The following is a 15,613-nucleotide window of genomic DNA, read 5'->3' as shown; positions in this document are numbered from 1 at the left end:
CGCTGTCATGTCAGAGCACTTCCTTCAGTTCACGGTAGGCGGCCACGAGGGCGGTGGTGGAGGAGTCGAGGCCGGGGACGGAGCCCGCCGCGGCAGCGGCTGATGTAAACGTCTCGGTCAGGGCGGGTTCGACGCGCCGGGCGAGGACCTTGCCGAGCTCGACGCCCCACTGGTCGAAGGAGTCGATGTGCCAGATCGCGCCCTGGACGAACACCTTGTGCTCGTAGAGGGCGATCAGCTGCCCGAGGACCGAGGGGGTGAGCTCCTTGGCCAGGACGGTGGTCGTGGGGTGGTTGCCCTGGAAGGTGCGGTGCGCCACCTGCTCCTCGGCCACACCCTCCGCGCGGACCTCCTCGGCGGTCTTGCCGAAGGCGAGCGCCTGCCCCTGCGCGAACAGGTTGGCCATCAACAGGTCGTGCTGCGCCTTGAGTTCGTCGCTCAGCTCGTCGATCGGCCGGGCGAAGCCGATCAGGTCGGCCGGGATGAGCTTGGTGCCCTGGTGGATCAACTGGTAGTAGGCGTGCTGCCCGTTGGTGCCGGGCGTGCCCCACACCACAGGGCCGGTCTGCCACTCCACCGGGTTGCCGTCACGGTCCACCGACTTGCCGTTGGACTCCATGTCCAGCTGCTGGAGATAGGCGGTGAACTTCGACAGGTAGTGGGAGTACGGCAGTACCGCGTGCGACTGGGCGTCGTGGAAGTTGCCGTACCAGATGCCCAACAGGCCCAGGATCAGCGGGGCGTTGGCCTCGGCGGGCGCGTTCTGGAAGTGCTCGTCGACGATCCGGAAGCCGTCGAGCATCTCCCGGAAGTGGTCCGGGCCGATGGCGATCATGAGGGAGAGGCCGATCGCCGAGTCGTAGGAGTAGCGGCCGCCGACCCAGTCCCAGAACTCGAACATGTTGTCCGGGTCGATGCCGAAGTCCGTGACCTTCTCGGCGTTCGTCGACAGGGCGACGAAGTGCTTGGCGACGGCCTTGTCGTCGCGGAGTCCGGCCGGGCCGTCGAGCAGCCAGGTGCGGGCCGAGGTGGCGTTGGTGATCGTCTCGATCGTGGTGAAGGTCTTGGACGCGACGATGAACAGGGTCTCCGCCGGGTCCAGGTCCCGCACCGCCTCGTGCAGGTCGGCGCCGTCCACGTTGGACACGAAGCGGAACGTCAACTCCCGTGCCGTGTAGGCCCGCAGGGCCTCGTACGCCATCGCGGGACCGAGGTCCGAGCCGCCGATGCCGATGTTGACGACGTTCTTGATGCGCTTGCCGGTGTGGCCGGTCCACTCGCCGGAGCGGACCCGGTTCGCGAAGTCGCTCATTTTGTCGAGCACGGCGTGCACCCGCGGCACGACGTTCTCCCCGTCCACCTCGACCACCGCGTTGGCGGGGGCGCGCAGCGCGGTGTGCAGCACCGCCCGGTCCTCGGTGAGATTGATCCGCTCGCCGCGGAACATGGCGTCGCGCAGCCCGAACACGTCGGTGGCGGTGGCCAGTTCCTGGAGCAGGGCCAGGGTCTCGTCGGTGATCAGGTGCTTGGAGTAGTCGATGCGCAGATCGCCGACGCGCACGACGTACCGCTCCGCGCGCCCGGGGTCCGTCGCGAACAGCTCACGCAGATGGGGGGCACCCCCGGCGCGGTGGTCCTCCAGCGCGGTCCACTCGGGGCGGCGCGTCAGCTTGGGAGAGTCAGACATGAGAGGGGGTCTCCTTGGTGGCCTCGCCCCGGAGGGCGACGGCGTACATCTCGTCCGCGTCGAGGCGCCGCAGCTCCTCGGCGATGAGTTCGGAGGTGGTGCGGACCTTCAGCGCGAGAGTGCGGGAGGGCTGGCCCGGCAGGGACAGCGTGGCCAGCGGGCCCTCGGGGCGGTCGATGACGACCTCGCCGTTCGCGGTGCCCAGGCGGACGGCCGTGACGACCGGACCGGCGGTGACCACGCGGTCGATCCGCACCTTCAGCCGCGCCTCCAGCCAGCGCGCGAGCAGCTCGGCGGCCGGGTTGTCGGCCTCGGCCTCCACGGCCCCGGAGATGATCTCGGTGCGGGCCTGGTCCAGGGCCGCCGCGAGCATCGAGCGCCAGGGGGTCAGCCGGGTCCAGGCGAGGTCGGTGTCGCCGGGCGCGTAGGAGCGGACCCGGGTCGCGAGGACCTCGAGGGGGTTCTCGACGGCGTACAGGTCGGTGATCCGGCGCTGGGCCAGCGCGCCCAGCGGGTCCTTCGCGGGGTTCTCCGGCGCGTCCACCGGCCACCACACCACGACCGGGGCGTCCGGCAGCAGCAGCGGCAGCACGACGGAGTCGGCGTGGTCGGAGACCTCGCCGTAGGTCCGCAGGATGACCGTCTCGCCGGTGCCGGCGTCGGCGCCCACCCGGACCTCGGCGTCGAGGTGCGAGTTGGTGCGGTCGCGCGGGGTGCGGGCGTGCCGCTTGATGACGACCAGGGTGCGCGAGGGGTGCTCGTGCGAGGCCTCCTCGGCCGCCTTGATCGCGTCGTAGGCGTTCTCCTCGTCCGTGACGATCACCATCGTCAGGACCATGCCCACGGCCGGTGTGCCGATGGCGCGGCGACCCTGCACCAGCGCCTTGTTGATCTTGCTTGCCGTGGTGTCGGTCAGGTCGATCTTCATGGCCTGCGCCAGCTCCGTCCGTCTCGTGCGAGCATCTCGTCGGCTTCCTCGGGTCCCCAGGTACCCGACGCGTACTGCGCCGGACGGCCGTGGTTCGCCCAGTGCTCCTCGATCGGGTCGAGGATCTTCCAGGACTCTTCCACTTCCTGGTGACGGGGGAACAGGTTGGCGTCCCCGAGAAGGACATCCAGGATGAGCCGCTCGTAGGCCTCCGGGCTGGACTCGGTGAACGACTCGCCGTAGGCGAAGTCCATCGTCACGTCCCGGATCTCCATCGAGGTGCCCGGCACCTTCGACCCGAACCGGACCGTCATGCCCTCGTCCGGCTGCACCCGGATGACGATCGCGTTGGAGCCGAGCTCCTCGGTGGCCGTGGAGTCGAAGGGCGAGTGCGGGGCCGTCTGGAAGACGACCGCGATCTCGGTGACCCGGCGGCCGAGCCGCTTGCCGGTGCGCAGGTAGAAGGGGACGCCCGCCCAGCGGCGGTTGTCGACGTTCAGCCTGATGGCGGCGTACGTGTCCGTCGTGGAGGCCGGGTCGATGCCCTCCTCCTCCAGATACCCGAGCACCTTCTCGCCGCCCTGCCAGGCGCCCGCGTACTGCCCGCGCACGGCGTGCGCGCCGATGTCCTCCGGCAGCTTCACGGCCCTGAGGACCTTCAGCTTCTCGGTGAGCAGCGACTCGGCGTCGAAGGCGGCCGGCTCCTCCATGGCGGTCAGCGCCATGAGCTGGAGCAGGTGGTTCTGGATGACGTCACGGGCGGCGCCGATGCCGTCGTAGTAGCCCGCGCGGCCGCCGATGCCGATGTCCTCGGCCATCGTGATCTGGACGTGGTCGACGAACGACCGGTTCCAGATGGGCTCGTACATCTGGTTGGCGAAGCGGAGCGCCAGGATGTTCTGGACGGTCTCCTTGCCGAGGTAGTGGTCGATGCGGAAGACCTGGTCCGGCTCGAACACGTCGTGCACGAGGGCGTTGAGCTCGCGGGCGCTCTTCAGGTCGCGGCCGAACGGCTTCTCGATGACCGCCCGCCGCCAGGAGCCCTCGGGCGCGTTCGCCAGCCCGTGCTTCTTGAGCTGCTGGACGACCTTCGGGAAGAACTTCGGCGGTACGGAGAGGTAGAAGGCGTAGTTGCCGCTGGTGCCGCGGGCCTTGTCCAGCTCCTCGACGGTCTGGCGCAGCTGCTTGAACGCCGTGTCGTCGTCGAAGTCGCCCGGGATGAACCGCATCCCCTCGGCGAGCTGCTGCCAGACCTCCTCACGGAACTCGGTCCGCGCGTGCTCGCGCACCGAGTCGTGCACGATCTGCGCGAAGTCCTCGTCCTCCCAGTCCCGGCGGGCGAACCCGACGAGCGAGAAGCCCGGCGGCAGCATGCCGCGGTTGGCGAGGTCGTAGACGGCCGGCATCAGCTTCTTGCGGGACAGGTCGCCGGTGACGCCGAAGATGACGAGTCCGGACGGTCCGGCGATCCGGGGGAGGCGCCGGTCGCGCTCGTCGCGCAGCGGGTTCTCCCAGTCGGCGGTGACGGTCATTCCGCGTCAACTCCCTTGCTGTTCAGCGACTTCGTGACGGCGTCCAGCAGGTCCTGCCAGGCCACCGCGAACTTGGCGACGCCCTCGTCCTCCAGCTGCTGCACGACCTCGTCGTACGAGATCCCCAGCGCCTCCACGGCGGCCAGGTCGGCGCGGGCCTGCGCGTAGCCGCCGGTCACCGTGTCGCCGGTGATCAGACCGTGGTCGGCGGTGGCGTTCAGGGTGGCCTCCGGCATGGTGTTGACCGTGCCGGGCGCGACCAGGTCGTCGACGTAGAGGGTGTCCTTGTAGGCCGGGTCCTTCACGCCGGTCGAGGCCCACAGCGGGCGCTGCTTGTTGGCGCGGGCGCCGCCGAGGGCGGTCCAGCGCTCGCCGGAGAAGACCTCCTCGTAGGCCTCGTAGGCGAGTCGCGCGTTGGCGAGGGCCGCCCTGCCCTTGAGCGCGAGGGCGGCGTCCGTGCCCAGCACCGTCAGGCGCTTGTCGATCTCGGAGTCGACGCGGGAGACGAAGAAGGAGGCGACGGAGTGGATCGTGGAGAGGTCGAGGCCCTTCTTCGCGGCCTTCTCCAGACCCGCCAGGTAGGCGTCCATGACCTCGCGGTAGCGCTCCAGCGAGAAGATCAGCGTGACGTTGACGCTGATCCCGAGGCCGATGACCTCGGTGATCGCCGGGAGGCCCGCCTTGGTCGCGGGGATCTTGATCATGACGTTCGGGCGGTCGACGAGCCAGGCGAGCTGCTTGGCCTCGGCGATCGTCGCCCGGGTGTCGTGGGCCAGGCGCGGGTCGACCTCGATGGAGACCCGGCCGTCCCGGCCGCCGGTGGCGTCGTACACCGGACGCAGCACGTCGGCGGCGGCGCGGACGTCGGCCGTGGTCATCATCCGTACGGCCTCGTCGACCGTGACGCCCCGGGTGGCGAGGTCGGTCAGCTGCTCCTCGTAGCCCGCTCCCGAGCCGATGGCGGCCTGGAAGATCGACGGGTTGGTGGTGACACCCACCACGTGCTTCGTCCCGACCAGTTCGGCCAGGTTCCCGGACTCGATCCGCCCCCGAGACAGGTCGTCCAGCCAGATGGATACGCCCTCGTCGGACAGGCGCTTGAGTGCTCCCGCGGTCGCGGTTGCTTCGGTCACTGTGATCATCTTCTTTCTGGCGATCGGATCAACCACGCGCGGCGGCCACGGATTCCCGGGCTGCTGCAGCGACGTTCTCGGCGGTGAAGCCGTACTCGGCGAACAGGATCTTCGCGTCGGCGGAGGCGCCGAAGTGGTCGAGGGAGACGATGCGTCCTGCGTCACCTGTGAAGCGGTACCACGTGAGACCGATACCGGCCTCGACTGCGACGCGGGCTCGCACGGACGGCGGAAGGACGCTGTCCCGGTACTCCCGCGGCTGCTGCTCGAACCACTCCACGGACGGCATCGACACCACCCGGGTGCCGACCCCCTCCGCCTCCAGCCGCTCCCGCGCGGCGACGGCGAGCTGGACCTCGGAGCCGGTGGCGATGAGGACGACGTCGGGCGTCTCCCCGGACGATTCGACGAGGACGTACCCGCCCTTGGCCGCGTCCGGGTTCGGCGCGTACGTCGGCACACCCTGGCGGGTGAGCGCGAGACCGTGCGGGGCCGGGTCGGTGGCGTGCCGGCGGAGGATCTCGGCCCAGGCGGTCGCGGTCTCGTTGGCGTCGGCCGGGCGGACGATGTTCAGGCCCGGGATCGCGCGCAGCGACGCGAGGTGCTCGACCGGCTGGTGGGTGGGACCGTCCTCGCCGAGGCCGATGGAGTCGTGGGTCCAGACGTAGGTGACGGGCAGCTGCATGAGCGCCGACAGGCGTACGGCGTTGCGCATGTAGTCGGAGAACACCAGGAAGGTGCCGCCGTAGATCCGCGTGTTGCCGTGCAGCGCGATGCCGTTCATCTCCGCGGCCATCGAGTGCTCGCGGATGCCGAAGTGGACCGTTCGGCCGTACGGGTCGGCCTCCGGCAGCGGGTTGCCCTTCGGCAGGAAGGAGCTCGACTTGTCGATGGTCGTGTTGTTCGAGCCGGCGAGGTCGGCGGAACCGCCCCACAGCTCGGGGAGCACCGCGCCGAGGGCCTGGAGCACCTTGCCGGAGGCGGCCCGGGTGGCGACGGACTTGCCCTCCTCGAAGACCGGGATCGCGGACTCCCAGCCCTCGGGGAGCTGGCCGGCGACGATCCGGTCGAAGAGCCGGGCCCGCTCGGGCTGCTCACCGCGCCATACGGAGATCTGCTTGTCCCAGGCGGCGTGCGCGTCGGCGCCCCGGTCGAGGGCCTTGCGGGAGTGGGCCAGCACCTCGTCGGCGACCTCGAAGGTGCGCGCGGGGTCGAAGCCGAGGACCCGCTTGGTGGCGGCGACCTCGTCGGTGCCCAGCGCGGAGCCGTGGGCCGCCTCGGTGTTCTGGGCGTTCGGGGCGGGCCAGGCGATGATCGTGCGCATCGCGATGATCGAGGGCCGCCCGGTCTCGGCCTGCGCGGACTTCAGGGCCGCGTACAGGGCGGGTACGTCGATGTCGCCGTCGGCCCCGGGCTCGATGCGCTGGGTGTGCCAGCCGTAGGCCTCGTACCGCTTCAGCACGTCCTCGGAGAAGGCGGTCGCCGTGTCGCCCTCGATGGAGATGTGGTTGTCGTCGTAGACGAAGACCAGGTTGCCGAGCTTCTGGTGGCCCGCGAGCGAGGAGGCTTCGGCGGAGATGCCCTCCTCCAGGTCGCCGTCGGAGACGATCGCCCAGATGGTGTGGTCGAAGGGGGACTCGCCCTCGGGGGTCTCGGGGTCGAAGAGGCCGCGCTCGTAGCGGGCGGCCATCGCCATGCCGACGGCGTTGGCGACACCCTGGCCGAGCGGACCGGTGGTGGTCTCGACACCGGCGGTGTGCCCGTACTCCGGGTGACCGGGCGTCTTGGAGCCGTGGGTCCGGAACGCCTTCAGGTCGTCGAGCTCCAGCTCGTACCCGGAGAGGTAGAGCTGGGTGTAGAGCGTCAGCGAGGTGTGCCCGGGGGAGAGGACGAAGCGGTCACGGCCGGTCCACTCGGGGTCCGCCGGGTCGTGACGCATCACCTTCTGAAAGATCGTGTACGCCGCGGGGGCCAGAGCCATCGCGGTGCCGGGGTGGCCGTTCCCGACCTGCTGCACGGCATCCGCCGCCAGCAGGCGGGCGGTGTCGACGGCACGCCGGTCGAGTTCGGTCCATTCGAAGCTGTCCGGTGTCTGCGTGCTCATCTTCAAGAAGTCCTCGATCGGAGCGAAGTAGCTGGTCTGACGCGTTCAAACTTAAAAGTCTGACTTTTACGGGGGAAGGTCGCGGTGTGTCAGCCTGTGGTGAAAGTGGGACACGGATCGCTCCAGGCAGGCGGCACGAGAAGGACATGGCGGACAGAACAGCCCAGGAGTCCATCCTTGGCGGACACGGTGACGGCGGAGTGGACGGGATCAGAACGTTCCCCTTCCCCATAGAGCTGAGCGTGGGCGGAGTCGGCATGCAGGTCGGCGCGATGGGCACCGGCCGCACGTGGCACGCGGACGCCCCGCTGGAGCGGGTGCACCGCATCGACTTCCATGTCGTGATGCTCTTCGACGGCGGTCCCGTGCGCCACATGATCGACTTCGCCGAGTACGAGGCGACGGCGGGCGACCTGCTGTGGATCCGGCCGGGTCAGGTCCACCGCTTCTCACCGACGAGCGAGTACCGCGGAACCGTGCTGGCCATGCAACCGGGCTTCCTGCCGCGGGCGACGGTGGAGGCGACGGGGCTCTACCGCTACGACCTGCCGCCACTGCTGCGGCCCTCCGGCGCTCAGTTGACGGGCCTTCAGGCCTCACTGGTCCAGCTGCAGCGGGAGTACGAGGACACCTCGACCCTCCCGATGAGCCTGCACACCTCGGTCCTGCGGCACTCGTTGACGGCGTTCCTGCTGCGCCTGGCCCACCTCGCGGCCAGTTCGGCCGAGGCGGGGCGGCGGACCGAGTCGACGTTCACCCTGTTCCGGGACGCGGTGGAGAAGGGCTTCGCCACGAACCACAGTGTCAGCGCGTACGCCGACGCGCTGGGCTACTCCCGCCGGACCCTGGTGCGTGCGGTGCGCGCCGCCACCGGGGAGACCCCCAAGGGGTTCATCGACAAGCGGGTCGTGCTGGAGGCGAAGCGGCTGCTCGCCCACACGGACATGCCGATCGGGCGGGTGGGGGCGGCGGTGGGGTTCCCGGACGCGGCCAACTTCTCGAAGTTCTTCCAGCAGCACACCGAGATGACGCCGGCGGCGTTCCGGACGGAACTTCGATAGGAGTGCACCGAATGGCCCGACTGCGAGACATCGTCTTCGACTGCGCCCACCCCGCCGCCACGGCGCGGTTCTGGGCGGCCGCGATGGACGGGTATGCCGTCGCCCCGTACGACGACGAGGAGTTGGCCCGGCTGAGGTCCCTCGGGATCACGGACGTCGAGGACGACCCGACCGTGCTCGTCGAGTCCTCGCTGGGCGGGCCCCGACTGTGGTTCCAGCTGGTGCCGGAGGGCAAGAGCGTCAAGAACCGGGTCCACCTGGACCTGTTCGCCACGGACGTGGGAGCGGAGGCCGAACGGCTCGTCGCGCTCGGTGCGTCGGTCCGGGACCGGTACACGGACCATCTGACGCTGCTCGATCCCGAGGGGAACGAGTTCTGTCTCATCGGCGAGGGCTGACGGCATCCACTGCTGGCATCCCGCCGAACTGGTCCCGAATGACGGCCACTTGACTCGCGCTTTGCAGTGCGTGACCTGTGCGTGGGGTGATCTTTGCCCGGCGGAACCCACGGTTCGCCCGGCCTTCACGCGGACCCGGCCGAAGGCTCCTAGGGTTGCGGCGCCGCTCCCCCGAACGTCCGTCACCTCTGTCCGGAGGACAGTCATGGCCGCCGTCAAGGCACCGCAGCGCAACCGACGTTCCCTCTCCGCACTCGCCGGAGCCCTCGCCCTCACCGCCACCTCGATCGGCGTGTGGGCCGCAACGGCCTCCACCGCCGAGGCAGCCGCTCTCCCCACCCCCGACCACGTCGTGGTCGTGGTACTGGAGAACCACGCCTACTCGCAGGTCATCGGCAGCTCCAGCGCCCCCTACCTCAACAACACCCTCAAGGCGGGTGGCGCCAACCTCACCCAGTCCTACGGCCTCACCCACCCCAGCGAGCCGAACTACTACATGCTCTTCTCCGGCTCCAACCAGGGCCGCACCGACGACAGTTGCGTCGGCGTCGGTTCCATCAACAAGCCCAACCTCGCCTCCGAGCTGATCGCCGCGGGCAAGACCTGGGCCAGCTACAACGAGTCGCTGCCCAGCCAGGGTTCGACGACCTGCAGCAGCGGGAACTACGCGCAGAAGCACAATCCGTGGTTCGGCTTCTCCAACGTGCCGACCAGCACCGCGAAGACCTTCGCGCAGTTCCCGGCCGACTACACGACCCTGCCCAAGGTGTCCTTCGTCGTCCCGAACCTGTGCAGCGACATGCACGACTGCTCGGTCTCCACCGGCGACACCTGGATCAAGAACAACCTGGGCGCCTACGCCACCTGGGCCAAGACCCACAACAGCATCCTCGCCGTCACCTTCGACGAGGACAACAAGCTCTCCGGCAACCGCATCCCCACCCTGTTCTACGGGCAGCACGTCACCCCCGGCAGCTCCAGCTCCACGACCTACAACCACTACAACGTGCTGCGCACCGTGGAGGACCTGGCCGGTCTGAGTGCCCACGCGGGCAACGCCGCCTCGGCCTCCGACATCACCGGCATCTGGAACTGACGCCCGTGTACCTCGCGGACTCCCGGAGCACGGGTTCCCGCGGCACCGAGGCCGCCGTCGTCCCGGACACCCGTCCGGGGCGGCGGCCGGCCGCCGTGCCCTCCACCGTGCTGGCCCTGGGCGCGGTCAGCCTGATCACGGACGTCTCCTCGGAGATGGTCACGGCCGTCCTGCCGCTGTACGTGGTCGCGGGCCTCGGCCTCTCGCCGCTCGGCTTCGGCCTCCTCGACGGCATCAACAACGGCGTCGGCGCCCTCGTCCGGCTGGCCGGCGGTCACCTCGCCGACCGGGGAGGCCGCCGCCACAAGGTCGTGGCGGGCCTCGGCTACGGTCTGTCGGCCCTGTGCAAACCGTTGTTGCTCCTCGCCCACACCCTCCCCGTGCTCAGCGCCGTGCTCGCGGCCGACCGGACCGGCAAAGGACTGCGCACCGCCCCACGGGACGCGATGATCTCGCTGGCGAGCGAACCCGCCCACCGAGGAAGGGCATTCGGCGTCCACCGTGCCATGGACACCACCGGCGCGCTCCTCGGCCCGCTGGTCGCCTTCGCCGTCCTGCGGGCCACCGTCGACGGCTACGACGCGGTCTTCGCGGTCAGCGGCTGCGTCGCCGTACTCGGCGTCCTGGTGCTGGTGCTCTTCGTGCCCCGCCGCATCGACGCCCCCGCCGATGCCGTACGACGGTCGCCACCGCCCGAGCCGGACCGGCCGCCGACGCTGCGTGACGCGATCGGGCTGCTGCGCCGGCCGGAACTGCGCCGTCTCACGGTGTGCGCGGCCCTGCTCGGCCTGACCACCGTCAGCGACTCCTTCCTGTATCTGCTGCTCCAGCGTGAAGGGGACCTGCCCGCCCACCTGTTCCCGCTGCTGCCGCTGGGCACCGCCGCCTTCTTCCTGCTGCTCGCCGTGCCGCTCGGCGCCCTGGCCGACCGCGTCAGCCGTCGTCGGCTCTTCCTGGCCGGCCACGGCGTCCTGCTGCTCGGCTACGGCCTCGTGCTCTCCCCGTGGCACGGCGCCTGGGCGGTGATCGCCGTCCTCGTGCTGCACGGCACCTTCTACGCGGCCACCGACGGCGTGCTCGCCGCCGCCACGGCCGGAGCCGTCCCCGCCCGGCACCAGGGCGCCGGGCAGGCCCTGGTGGGCACCGGACAGGCGCTGGCCCGTTTCGCCTGCTCGCTCGCCTTCGGCGCGGCGTGGAGCCTGTGGGGCGGGCGGACCGCGCTCGCCGTCACCGCGGCCGCACTGGCCGCCGCCGCCGTCATGTCCGCGTTCGTCCTGCGCGGTACGGACGCGACCCCCGCAACCACCGACGAGGTGTCCGCATGACCCGAACGACCCGTCTGCTGACCCTCCTCGTCGCCGTCGTGCTGCTCGGCGCGGTCGGCACCGGGTCGGTCCTGTACGCCGCCCACCGCTCGGGCATGAGGGACCGGCAGCAGGCGAACGGTCCGACCGTGCGCGCCGGCACCGTCTCGCTGCGGCCGACGGCAGGGCGCCGCTTGCTCGTACGGAACCTGGCCTGGGGACCGCACCGCGACGAGATCGCCACCGTCCCCGCCGACGATCCGCAGGGCCCGCGCACCGCTTCGGGGGTGAAGTGCCTGCGCTTCCACGCGGCCGCCGGCACCGGCATCTGCCTCCAGGCCGTGCACGGCGCGCTGGAGGACACCTACCGCGCGGTGGTGCTCGACGCGCACCTGCGCGAACGCCACCGTTTCCCGGCGGCCGGCATCCCCACCCGGGCCCGGGTCTCGCCCTCCGGACACATGGTCGCCTGGACGGTGTTCGTCAGCGGAGACTCGTACGCCGGAACGAACTTCTCCACCCGCACGGCCGTCGTCGACACCCGCACCTGGGCGATCGACGACAACCTGGAGACGTTCCACATCGTCAAGGACGGCCGGACCTACCATGCCGCCGACACCAACGTCTGGGGCGTCACCTTCGCCGACGACCACCACTTCTACGCCACGCTGGCGACCGGCGGCCGGACGTACCTCGTGCGGGGCGACGTGACCGCGCGCACGCTCACCACCCTGCACCGCAACGTCGAATGCCCCTCCCTCTCACCCGACGGCACCCGCATCGCCTACAAGAAGCGTGTCAAGGGGGCCTCGCCCGACGCCCCTTGGCGCCTGTACGTCCTGAACCTGCGCACCATGAAGGAGACCGCGACCGCCGAGTCGCGCGACATCGACGACCAGGCACTGTGGGCCGACGACGACACCCTCGTCTACGCCCTCCCCGGCGACTACGGCTCCGACCTGTGGACCGTCCCCGCCGACGGCACCGGCACGGCCCGCCGCCTGATGACCTCCGCGGTCGCCCCCGCCTACCTGGGGTGACGGAACGCCGCCCCGCGAGACCGCACAGGCCTCGCGGGGCAGCGTCAACACACCGGTCAGTGACCGAAGGTGAACCAGTTCACGTTCACGAAGTCGGCCGGCTGGCCGCTGGTGAAGGTCAGATACACGTTGTGCGTGCCGGTGACGGAGCTCATGTTCGCCGGGACCGTTCTCCAGGACTGCCAGCCGCCCGTGTCGGCGATCGAGAAGCTGCCGACCGGAGTGGCGGTACGGCTGTCCAGGCGCACCTCGACCAGACCGCTGACGCCGCCCGCCGCGCCGCTCGCCACGCGCGCGACGAACTGATTCGCCGCCGTGGAGCCGAAGTTGACGTTCTGGTACAGCGCCCAGTCACCGTTCGCGAGCGAGCCGATGTCCTGGCCGCCACCGGTGTCCGTCGTGGTCTCGGCGGTCACGCCGCTCTGGCTGTTGTACGACTCCGCCTGGATGGTGCCGTAGGCGTCGACGCCGCCCGTGGGCGGAGGCGTGGTACCGCTCCCACCGGCCGACAGCACCTGGACGTAGTCGACGGTCATGGGCACGCCGGACTGGGTGCCGGAGTCGAGACCGCCGCCGAACGCGTCCGGGAAGGCGCCGCCCATCGCCACGTTGAGGATGAGGAAGAAACCGTGGCCCGTGGCGTTGGCCCAGGTCGTCGCGTCCACCTGGCTCGCGTTGACCGAGTGGAACTGGGTGCCGTCCACGAGGAAGCGGATCGTCTCGGGGCTCACCGAACGGTCCCACTCCATGGTGTAGGTGTGGAACGCCGACTGGCAGGTCGAGCCCGGACAGGCGACGTTGTTGCCGATGCCCGTCGTCTCGTTGCACGGGCCGCCCGGGTTGGTGCCGCAGTGCATCGTGGCCCACACGCGGTTCATGCCCTGGACGTTCTCCATGATGTCCAGCTCACCGACGCTCGGCCAGTTCTGGTAGTTGCCGCGGTAGGGCGCGCCCAGTGCCCAGAACGCCGGCCAGTAGCCCTCGGCCGCGGTGCCGGTGACGTTGGGCATCTGGATACGCGCCTCGACGCGCAGCTTGCCGCCGGACGGGGGCTGGAAGTCGGTGCGGTTGGTCTCGATACGGCCCGAGGTCCAGTTGCCGGCCGAGTCGCGCAGCGGCGTGATGCGCAGGTTGCCGTTGCCGTCCAGCGCCACGTTGCTGGTGCTGTTGGTCATCGTCTCGACCTCGCCGGTGCCCCAGTGGGCGGGGCCGCCCGGATAGGAAGTACCGGTGGAGTACTGCCAGTTGGAGGTGTTGACGCCGGACCCGGCGGAGCCGTTGAAGTCGTCGAGGAAGACCTGCGACCAGCCCGTGGGCGGTGTGGGGGCGGAGGCGTCGGCGGGGAGGGTGGCCGCGGTCGCGAGGGCGGCGGCCAGACCGAGGGTGCTCAGCACGGCGACGAGGGCTCGCCGCCGTCTGGGTATGCCGGAGGTTTCACTCATGGGGGGTGCTGCCTCTCGAGTACGGAGTGGGGGTGCGGGTGCGGGGGTGCCCTTCGAGCGCGCTCTGAGAGCGCTCTCAAAGTGCGCCCAATGTGCTCTCGGCCACTCCGGCCGTCAAGAGGTGAAACAGTGAAAGTCGCTGCGGCGCAGGTGAGTTCACCCAGTGAAAGGTGCGGACCGGCGCCGTTCGCCCAGGCTGCTGCCGAGGCGCCGGCCCGCACGTCCGCGTCAGGCCCTGGCGGCGAGGGGCCGCCAGGCCTCCCAGGTGTCCAGTCGCCGGCGGTAGGCGGCTTCCACGACCGGATAGGGATACGTCCCCAGGAACAGGCGCAGGGGCGGCTCGTCCGTGTCGACCAGTTCGAGGACGACCTCGGCGGTGGCCCGCGGATCCTGGGGCGCCCGGGCGCCGGCACCGGCCCGGCGGGCCTCGCGGATCGGCTCGTAGGCGGCGAGGGGCTCGGCGTGCACCGCCGAGGAGCCGGACCAGTCGGTGCCGTAGGGGCCGGGTTCGACGATCGTGACGCGGACGCCGAGCGGGCCGACCTCCTGGGCGAGCGCCTCGCTCATGCCCTCAAGCGCCCACTTGGAGGCGTTGTAGAGGCCCAGGGAGGGGAAGGCGGCCAGGCCGCCGATGCTGGACACCTGCAGGATGTGCCCGCCGCGCTGGGCGCGCAGGAGCGGCAGGGCCGCCTGTGTCACCCACAGCGGGCCGAGCACGTTCGTGTCCAGCTGGGCGCGGGCCTGTTCCTCGGTGGTCTCCTCGACCATGCCGAACAGGCCGTAGCCCGCGTTGTTGACGACCACGTCGAGGCGGCCGAAGGCGTCGGCGGCCCGTCGGACGGCGGCGAAGGCGGCCGCCCGGTCGGTGACGTCCAGGGCGAGGGGCAGGACGCTGTCCCCGTAGGTGTCGACGAGAGACTCGAGGGACTCGGGGCGGCGGGCGGTGGCGGCCACCCGGTCGCCTCGGGAAAGGGCGGCCTCCGCCCAGATCCGGCCGAAGCCGCGGGACGCGCCGGTGATGAACCAGGTCTTCTTCATGCCCTCGACCCTGCGCCTCCCACAGGACGGCAGCCAGCACCCCCGCAGGGTTACCCTTTCGGCCATGGCGGCCGGCAACGCGCTCGGAGAGTTCCTGAAGGCCCGGCGGGGACGGGTGCCGCCCTCGCGCGCGGACCTGCCCGCCCACGGAAGACGCCGGGTCGCGGGACTGCGCCGGGACGAGCTGGCCCGGCTGGCCGGCATCAGCGAGCCGTATCTGACCCGGCTGGAACAGGGCGTGGACCAGCATCCCTCGCCGCAGGTGCTGCGGGCGCTCGCGCGGGCGCTGGAACTGGACGCCGACACCCGCGCGCATCTGTTCGCGCTCGCCGCCCCCGATCCCGTACGGCCCGCGGAGACCGAAGTCGCCCCGGACCTGCACCAGTTGCTCGACGCGTGGGCGGGCACACCGGCGTATGTGCGCAACCGGCGGTTCGAGGTGCTGGCCGCCAACAAGTGGGCCCGCGCGCTCGCGCCGATGTACGAGCCGGGGCGCAACCTGGTCCGGGACATGTTCCTCGATCCCGCGGCCCGCCGGCTGTTCCCCGACTGGCCGGAGATCGCCGCGCAGACCGTCGCGGCCCTGCGCGCCGAGGCCGACCCGCGTGACCCCGTGACCGTACGGCTCGTGGCCGAGCTGGAGACGGACGAGGACTTCCGCGGCCTGTGGGCGCGCTACGACGCGCGGCCCTCCCGCGACGAGCTCAAACGGTTCGCCCACCCGCACGTCGGGGAACTCGCCCTGCGGCGGCAGGCGCTCACCGTCGGGGGCGCGGAGCAACAGGTGATCATCGTCTACCAGGCGGTGCCCTCGAGCCCCTCCGCCGAAGCCCTCGCCAGGTTGCTCTGA

At 70.7% G+C, this 15,613-nt stretch carries 13 protein-coding genes; 6 read left to right on the top strand and 7 right to left on the bottom strand.

Features of this window, described 5'->3' with window-relative positions; translation table 11 throughout:
- Positions 1-10: 10 nt before the first annotated feature.
- From pgi to tkt, 5 genes are read right to left on the bottom strand one after another with little or no spacing between them, the layout of a single operon-like run.
- A complete protein-coding gene (gene pgi, locus M2157_RS09865) occupies positions 11-1,687 on the bottom strand; it encodes a glucose-6-phosphate isomerase (RefSeq protein ID WP_280861440.1) in 1,677 nt (558 codons plus the stop codon).
- The gene (opcA, locus tag M2157_RS09860) at positions 1,680-2,615 is read right to left on the bottom strand and encodes a glucose-6-phosphate dehydrogenase assembly protein OpcA (protein WP_280861439.1); all 936 of its coding nucleotides are present in this window, start codon (positions 2,613-2,615) and stop codon (positions 1,680-1,682) included. The genes pgi and opcA overlap by 8 nt, the downstream gene beginning before the upstream one ends.
- Positions 2,612-4,147, bottom strand: a complete 1,536-nt coding sequence (gene zwf, locus M2157_RS09855) for a glucose-6-phosphate dehydrogenase (RefSeq protein ID WP_280861438.1) — start codon at positions 4,145-4,147, stop codon at positions 2,612-2,614. Before zwf ends, opcA begins: the two co-directional genes overlap by 4 nt.
- A complete protein-coding gene (gene tal / locus M2157_RS09850; RefSeq protein WP_280861437.1) occupies positions 4,144-5,289 on the bottom strand; it encodes a transaldolase in 1,146 nt (381 codons plus the stop codon). Before tal ends, zwf begins: the two co-directional genes overlap by 4 nt.
- A 19-nt stretch (positions 5,290-5,308) precedes the next feature.
- Positions 5,309-7,384, bottom strand: coding sequence for a transketolase (gene tkt, locus M2157_RS09845; RefSeq protein WP_280865038.1), 2,076 nt, complete (start codon positions 7,382-7,384; stop codon positions 5,309-5,311).
- Positions 7,385-7,530: 146 nt separating this feature from the next.
- Here tkt and M2157_RS09840 point away from each other — a divergent pair, with 146 nt between their 5' ends.
- The 5 genes from M2157_RS09840 to M2157_RS09820 all read left to right on the top strand — a co-directional run bounded on the left by M2157_RS09840 (position 7,531) and on the right by M2157_RS09820 (position 12,283).
- Entirely contained in the window at positions 7,531-8,445 is a 915-nt protein-coding gene (locus M2157_RS09840) for an AraC family transcriptional regulator (protein WP_280861435.1), read from the top strand.
- Between the two features lie 11 nt (positions 8,446-8,456).
- Positions 8,457-8,843, top strand: coding sequence for a VOC family protein (locus M2157_RS09835; protein ID WP_280861434.1), 387 nt, complete (start codon positions 8,457-8,459; stop codon positions 8,841-8,843).
- 205 nt (positions 8,844-9,048) lie between these two features.
- Positions 9,049-9,939: an alkaline phosphatase family protein gene (locus M2157_RS09830; RefSeq protein WP_280865037.1), complete on the top strand. Its 891-nt coding sequence runs from the start codon at positions 9,049-9,051 to the stop codon at positions 9,937-9,939.
- A gap of 5 nt (positions 9,940-9,944) precedes the next feature.
- Positions 9,945-11,264, top strand: coding sequence for an MFS transporter (locus M2157_RS09825; RefSeq protein WP_280861432.1), 1,320 nt, complete (start codon positions 9,945-9,947; stop codon positions 11,262-11,264).
- Positions 11,261-12,283 carry a TolB-like translocation protein gene (locus M2157_RS09820; RefSeq protein WP_280861431.1) on the top strand — a complete coding sequence of 341 codons (1,023 nt, stop codon included), beginning with the start codon at positions 11,261-11,263 and terminating at the stop codon, positions 12,281-12,283. The genes M2157_RS09825 and M2157_RS09820 overlap by 4 nt, the downstream gene beginning before the upstream one ends.
- Before the next feature lie 56 nt (positions 12,284-12,339).
- Here the strand turns inward: M2157_RS09820 and M2157_RS09815 are convergent, their stop codons facing one another.
- Both M2157_RS09815 and M2157_RS09810 read right to left on the bottom strand, forming a co-directional pair.
- On the bottom strand, positions 12,340-13,725 hold the full coding sequence (locus M2157_RS09815; protein WP_280865036.1) for a glycoside hydrolase family 16 protein: 1,386 nt from the start codon (positions 13,723-13,725) through the stop codon (positions 12,340-12,342).
- A 228-nt stretch (positions 13,726-13,953) separates the two neighbouring features.
- Positions 13,954-14,763, bottom strand: coding sequence for an SDR family oxidoreductase (locus M2157_RS09810; protein ID WP_280865035.1), 810 nt, complete (start codon positions 14,761-14,763; stop codon positions 13,954-13,956).
- Positions 14,764-14,827: 64 nt separating this feature from the next.
- Here M2157_RS09810 and M2157_RS09805 point away from each other — a divergent pair, with 64 nt between their 5' ends.
- Positions 14,828-15,613 carry a helix-turn-helix transcriptional regulator gene (locus M2157_RS09805; protein ID WP_280861428.1) on the top strand — a complete coding sequence of 262 codons (786 nt, stop codon included), beginning with the start codon at positions 14,828-14,830 and terminating at the stop codon, positions 15,611-15,613.

Origin of the sequence: Streptomyces sp. SAI-127 (assembly GCF_029894425.1) — a bacterium.
In the GTDB taxonomy this organism is placed as follows: Bacteria; Actinomycetota; Actinomycetes; order Streptomycetales; family Streptomycetaceae; genus Streptomyces.
The sequence above is the reverse complement of the archived record's forward strand: the minus strand, read 5'-3'. Positions and strand labels throughout refer to the sequence as shown.

Coding starts and splice junctions, on each gene's coding strand:
- pgi (WP_280861440.1), bottom strand. CDS start 1,687: ATGTCTGACTCTCCCAAGCTGACGCGCCGCCCCGAGTGGACCGCGCTG.
- opcA (WP_280861439.1), bottom strand. CDS start 2,615: ATGAAGATCGACCTGACCGACACCACGGCAAGCAAGATCAACAAGGCG.
- zwf (WP_280861438.1), bottom strand. CDS start 4,147: ATGACCGTCACCGCCGACTGGGAGAACCCGCTGCGCGACGAGCGCGAC.
- tal (WP_280861437.1), bottom strand. CDS start 5,289: ATGATCACAGTGACCGAAGCAACCGCGACCGCGGGAGCACTCAAGCGC.
- tkt (WP_280865038.1), bottom strand. CDS start 7,384: ATGAGCACGCAGACACCGGACAGCTTCGAATGGACCGAACTCGACCGG.
- M2157_RS09840 (WP_280861435.1), top strand. CDS start 7,531: ATGGCGGACAGAACAGCCCAGGAGTCCATCCTTGGCGGACACGGTGAC.
- M2157_RS09835 (WP_280861434.1), top strand. CDS start 8,457: ATGGCCCGACTGCGAGACATCGTCTTCGACTGCGCCCACCCCGCCGCC.
- M2157_RS09830 (WP_280865037.1), top strand. CDS start 9,049: ATGGCCGCCGTCAAGGCACCGCAGCGCAACCGACGTTCCCTCTCCGCA.
- M2157_RS09820 (WP_280861431.1), top strand. CDS start 11,261: ATGACCCGAACGACCCGTCTGCTGACCCTCCTCGTCGCCGTCGTGCTG.
- M2157_RS09815 (WP_280865036.1), bottom strand. CDS start 13,725: ATGAGTGAAACCTCCGGCATACCCAGACGGCGGCGAGCCCTCGTCGCC.
- M2157_RS09810 (WP_280865035.1), bottom strand. CDS start 14,763: ATGAAGAAGACCTGGTTCATCACCGGCGCGTCCCGCGGCTTCGGCCGG.
- M2157_RS09805 (WP_280861428.1), top strand. CDS start 14,828: ATGGCGGCCGGCAACGCGCTCGGAGAGTTCCTGAAGGCCCGGCGGGGA.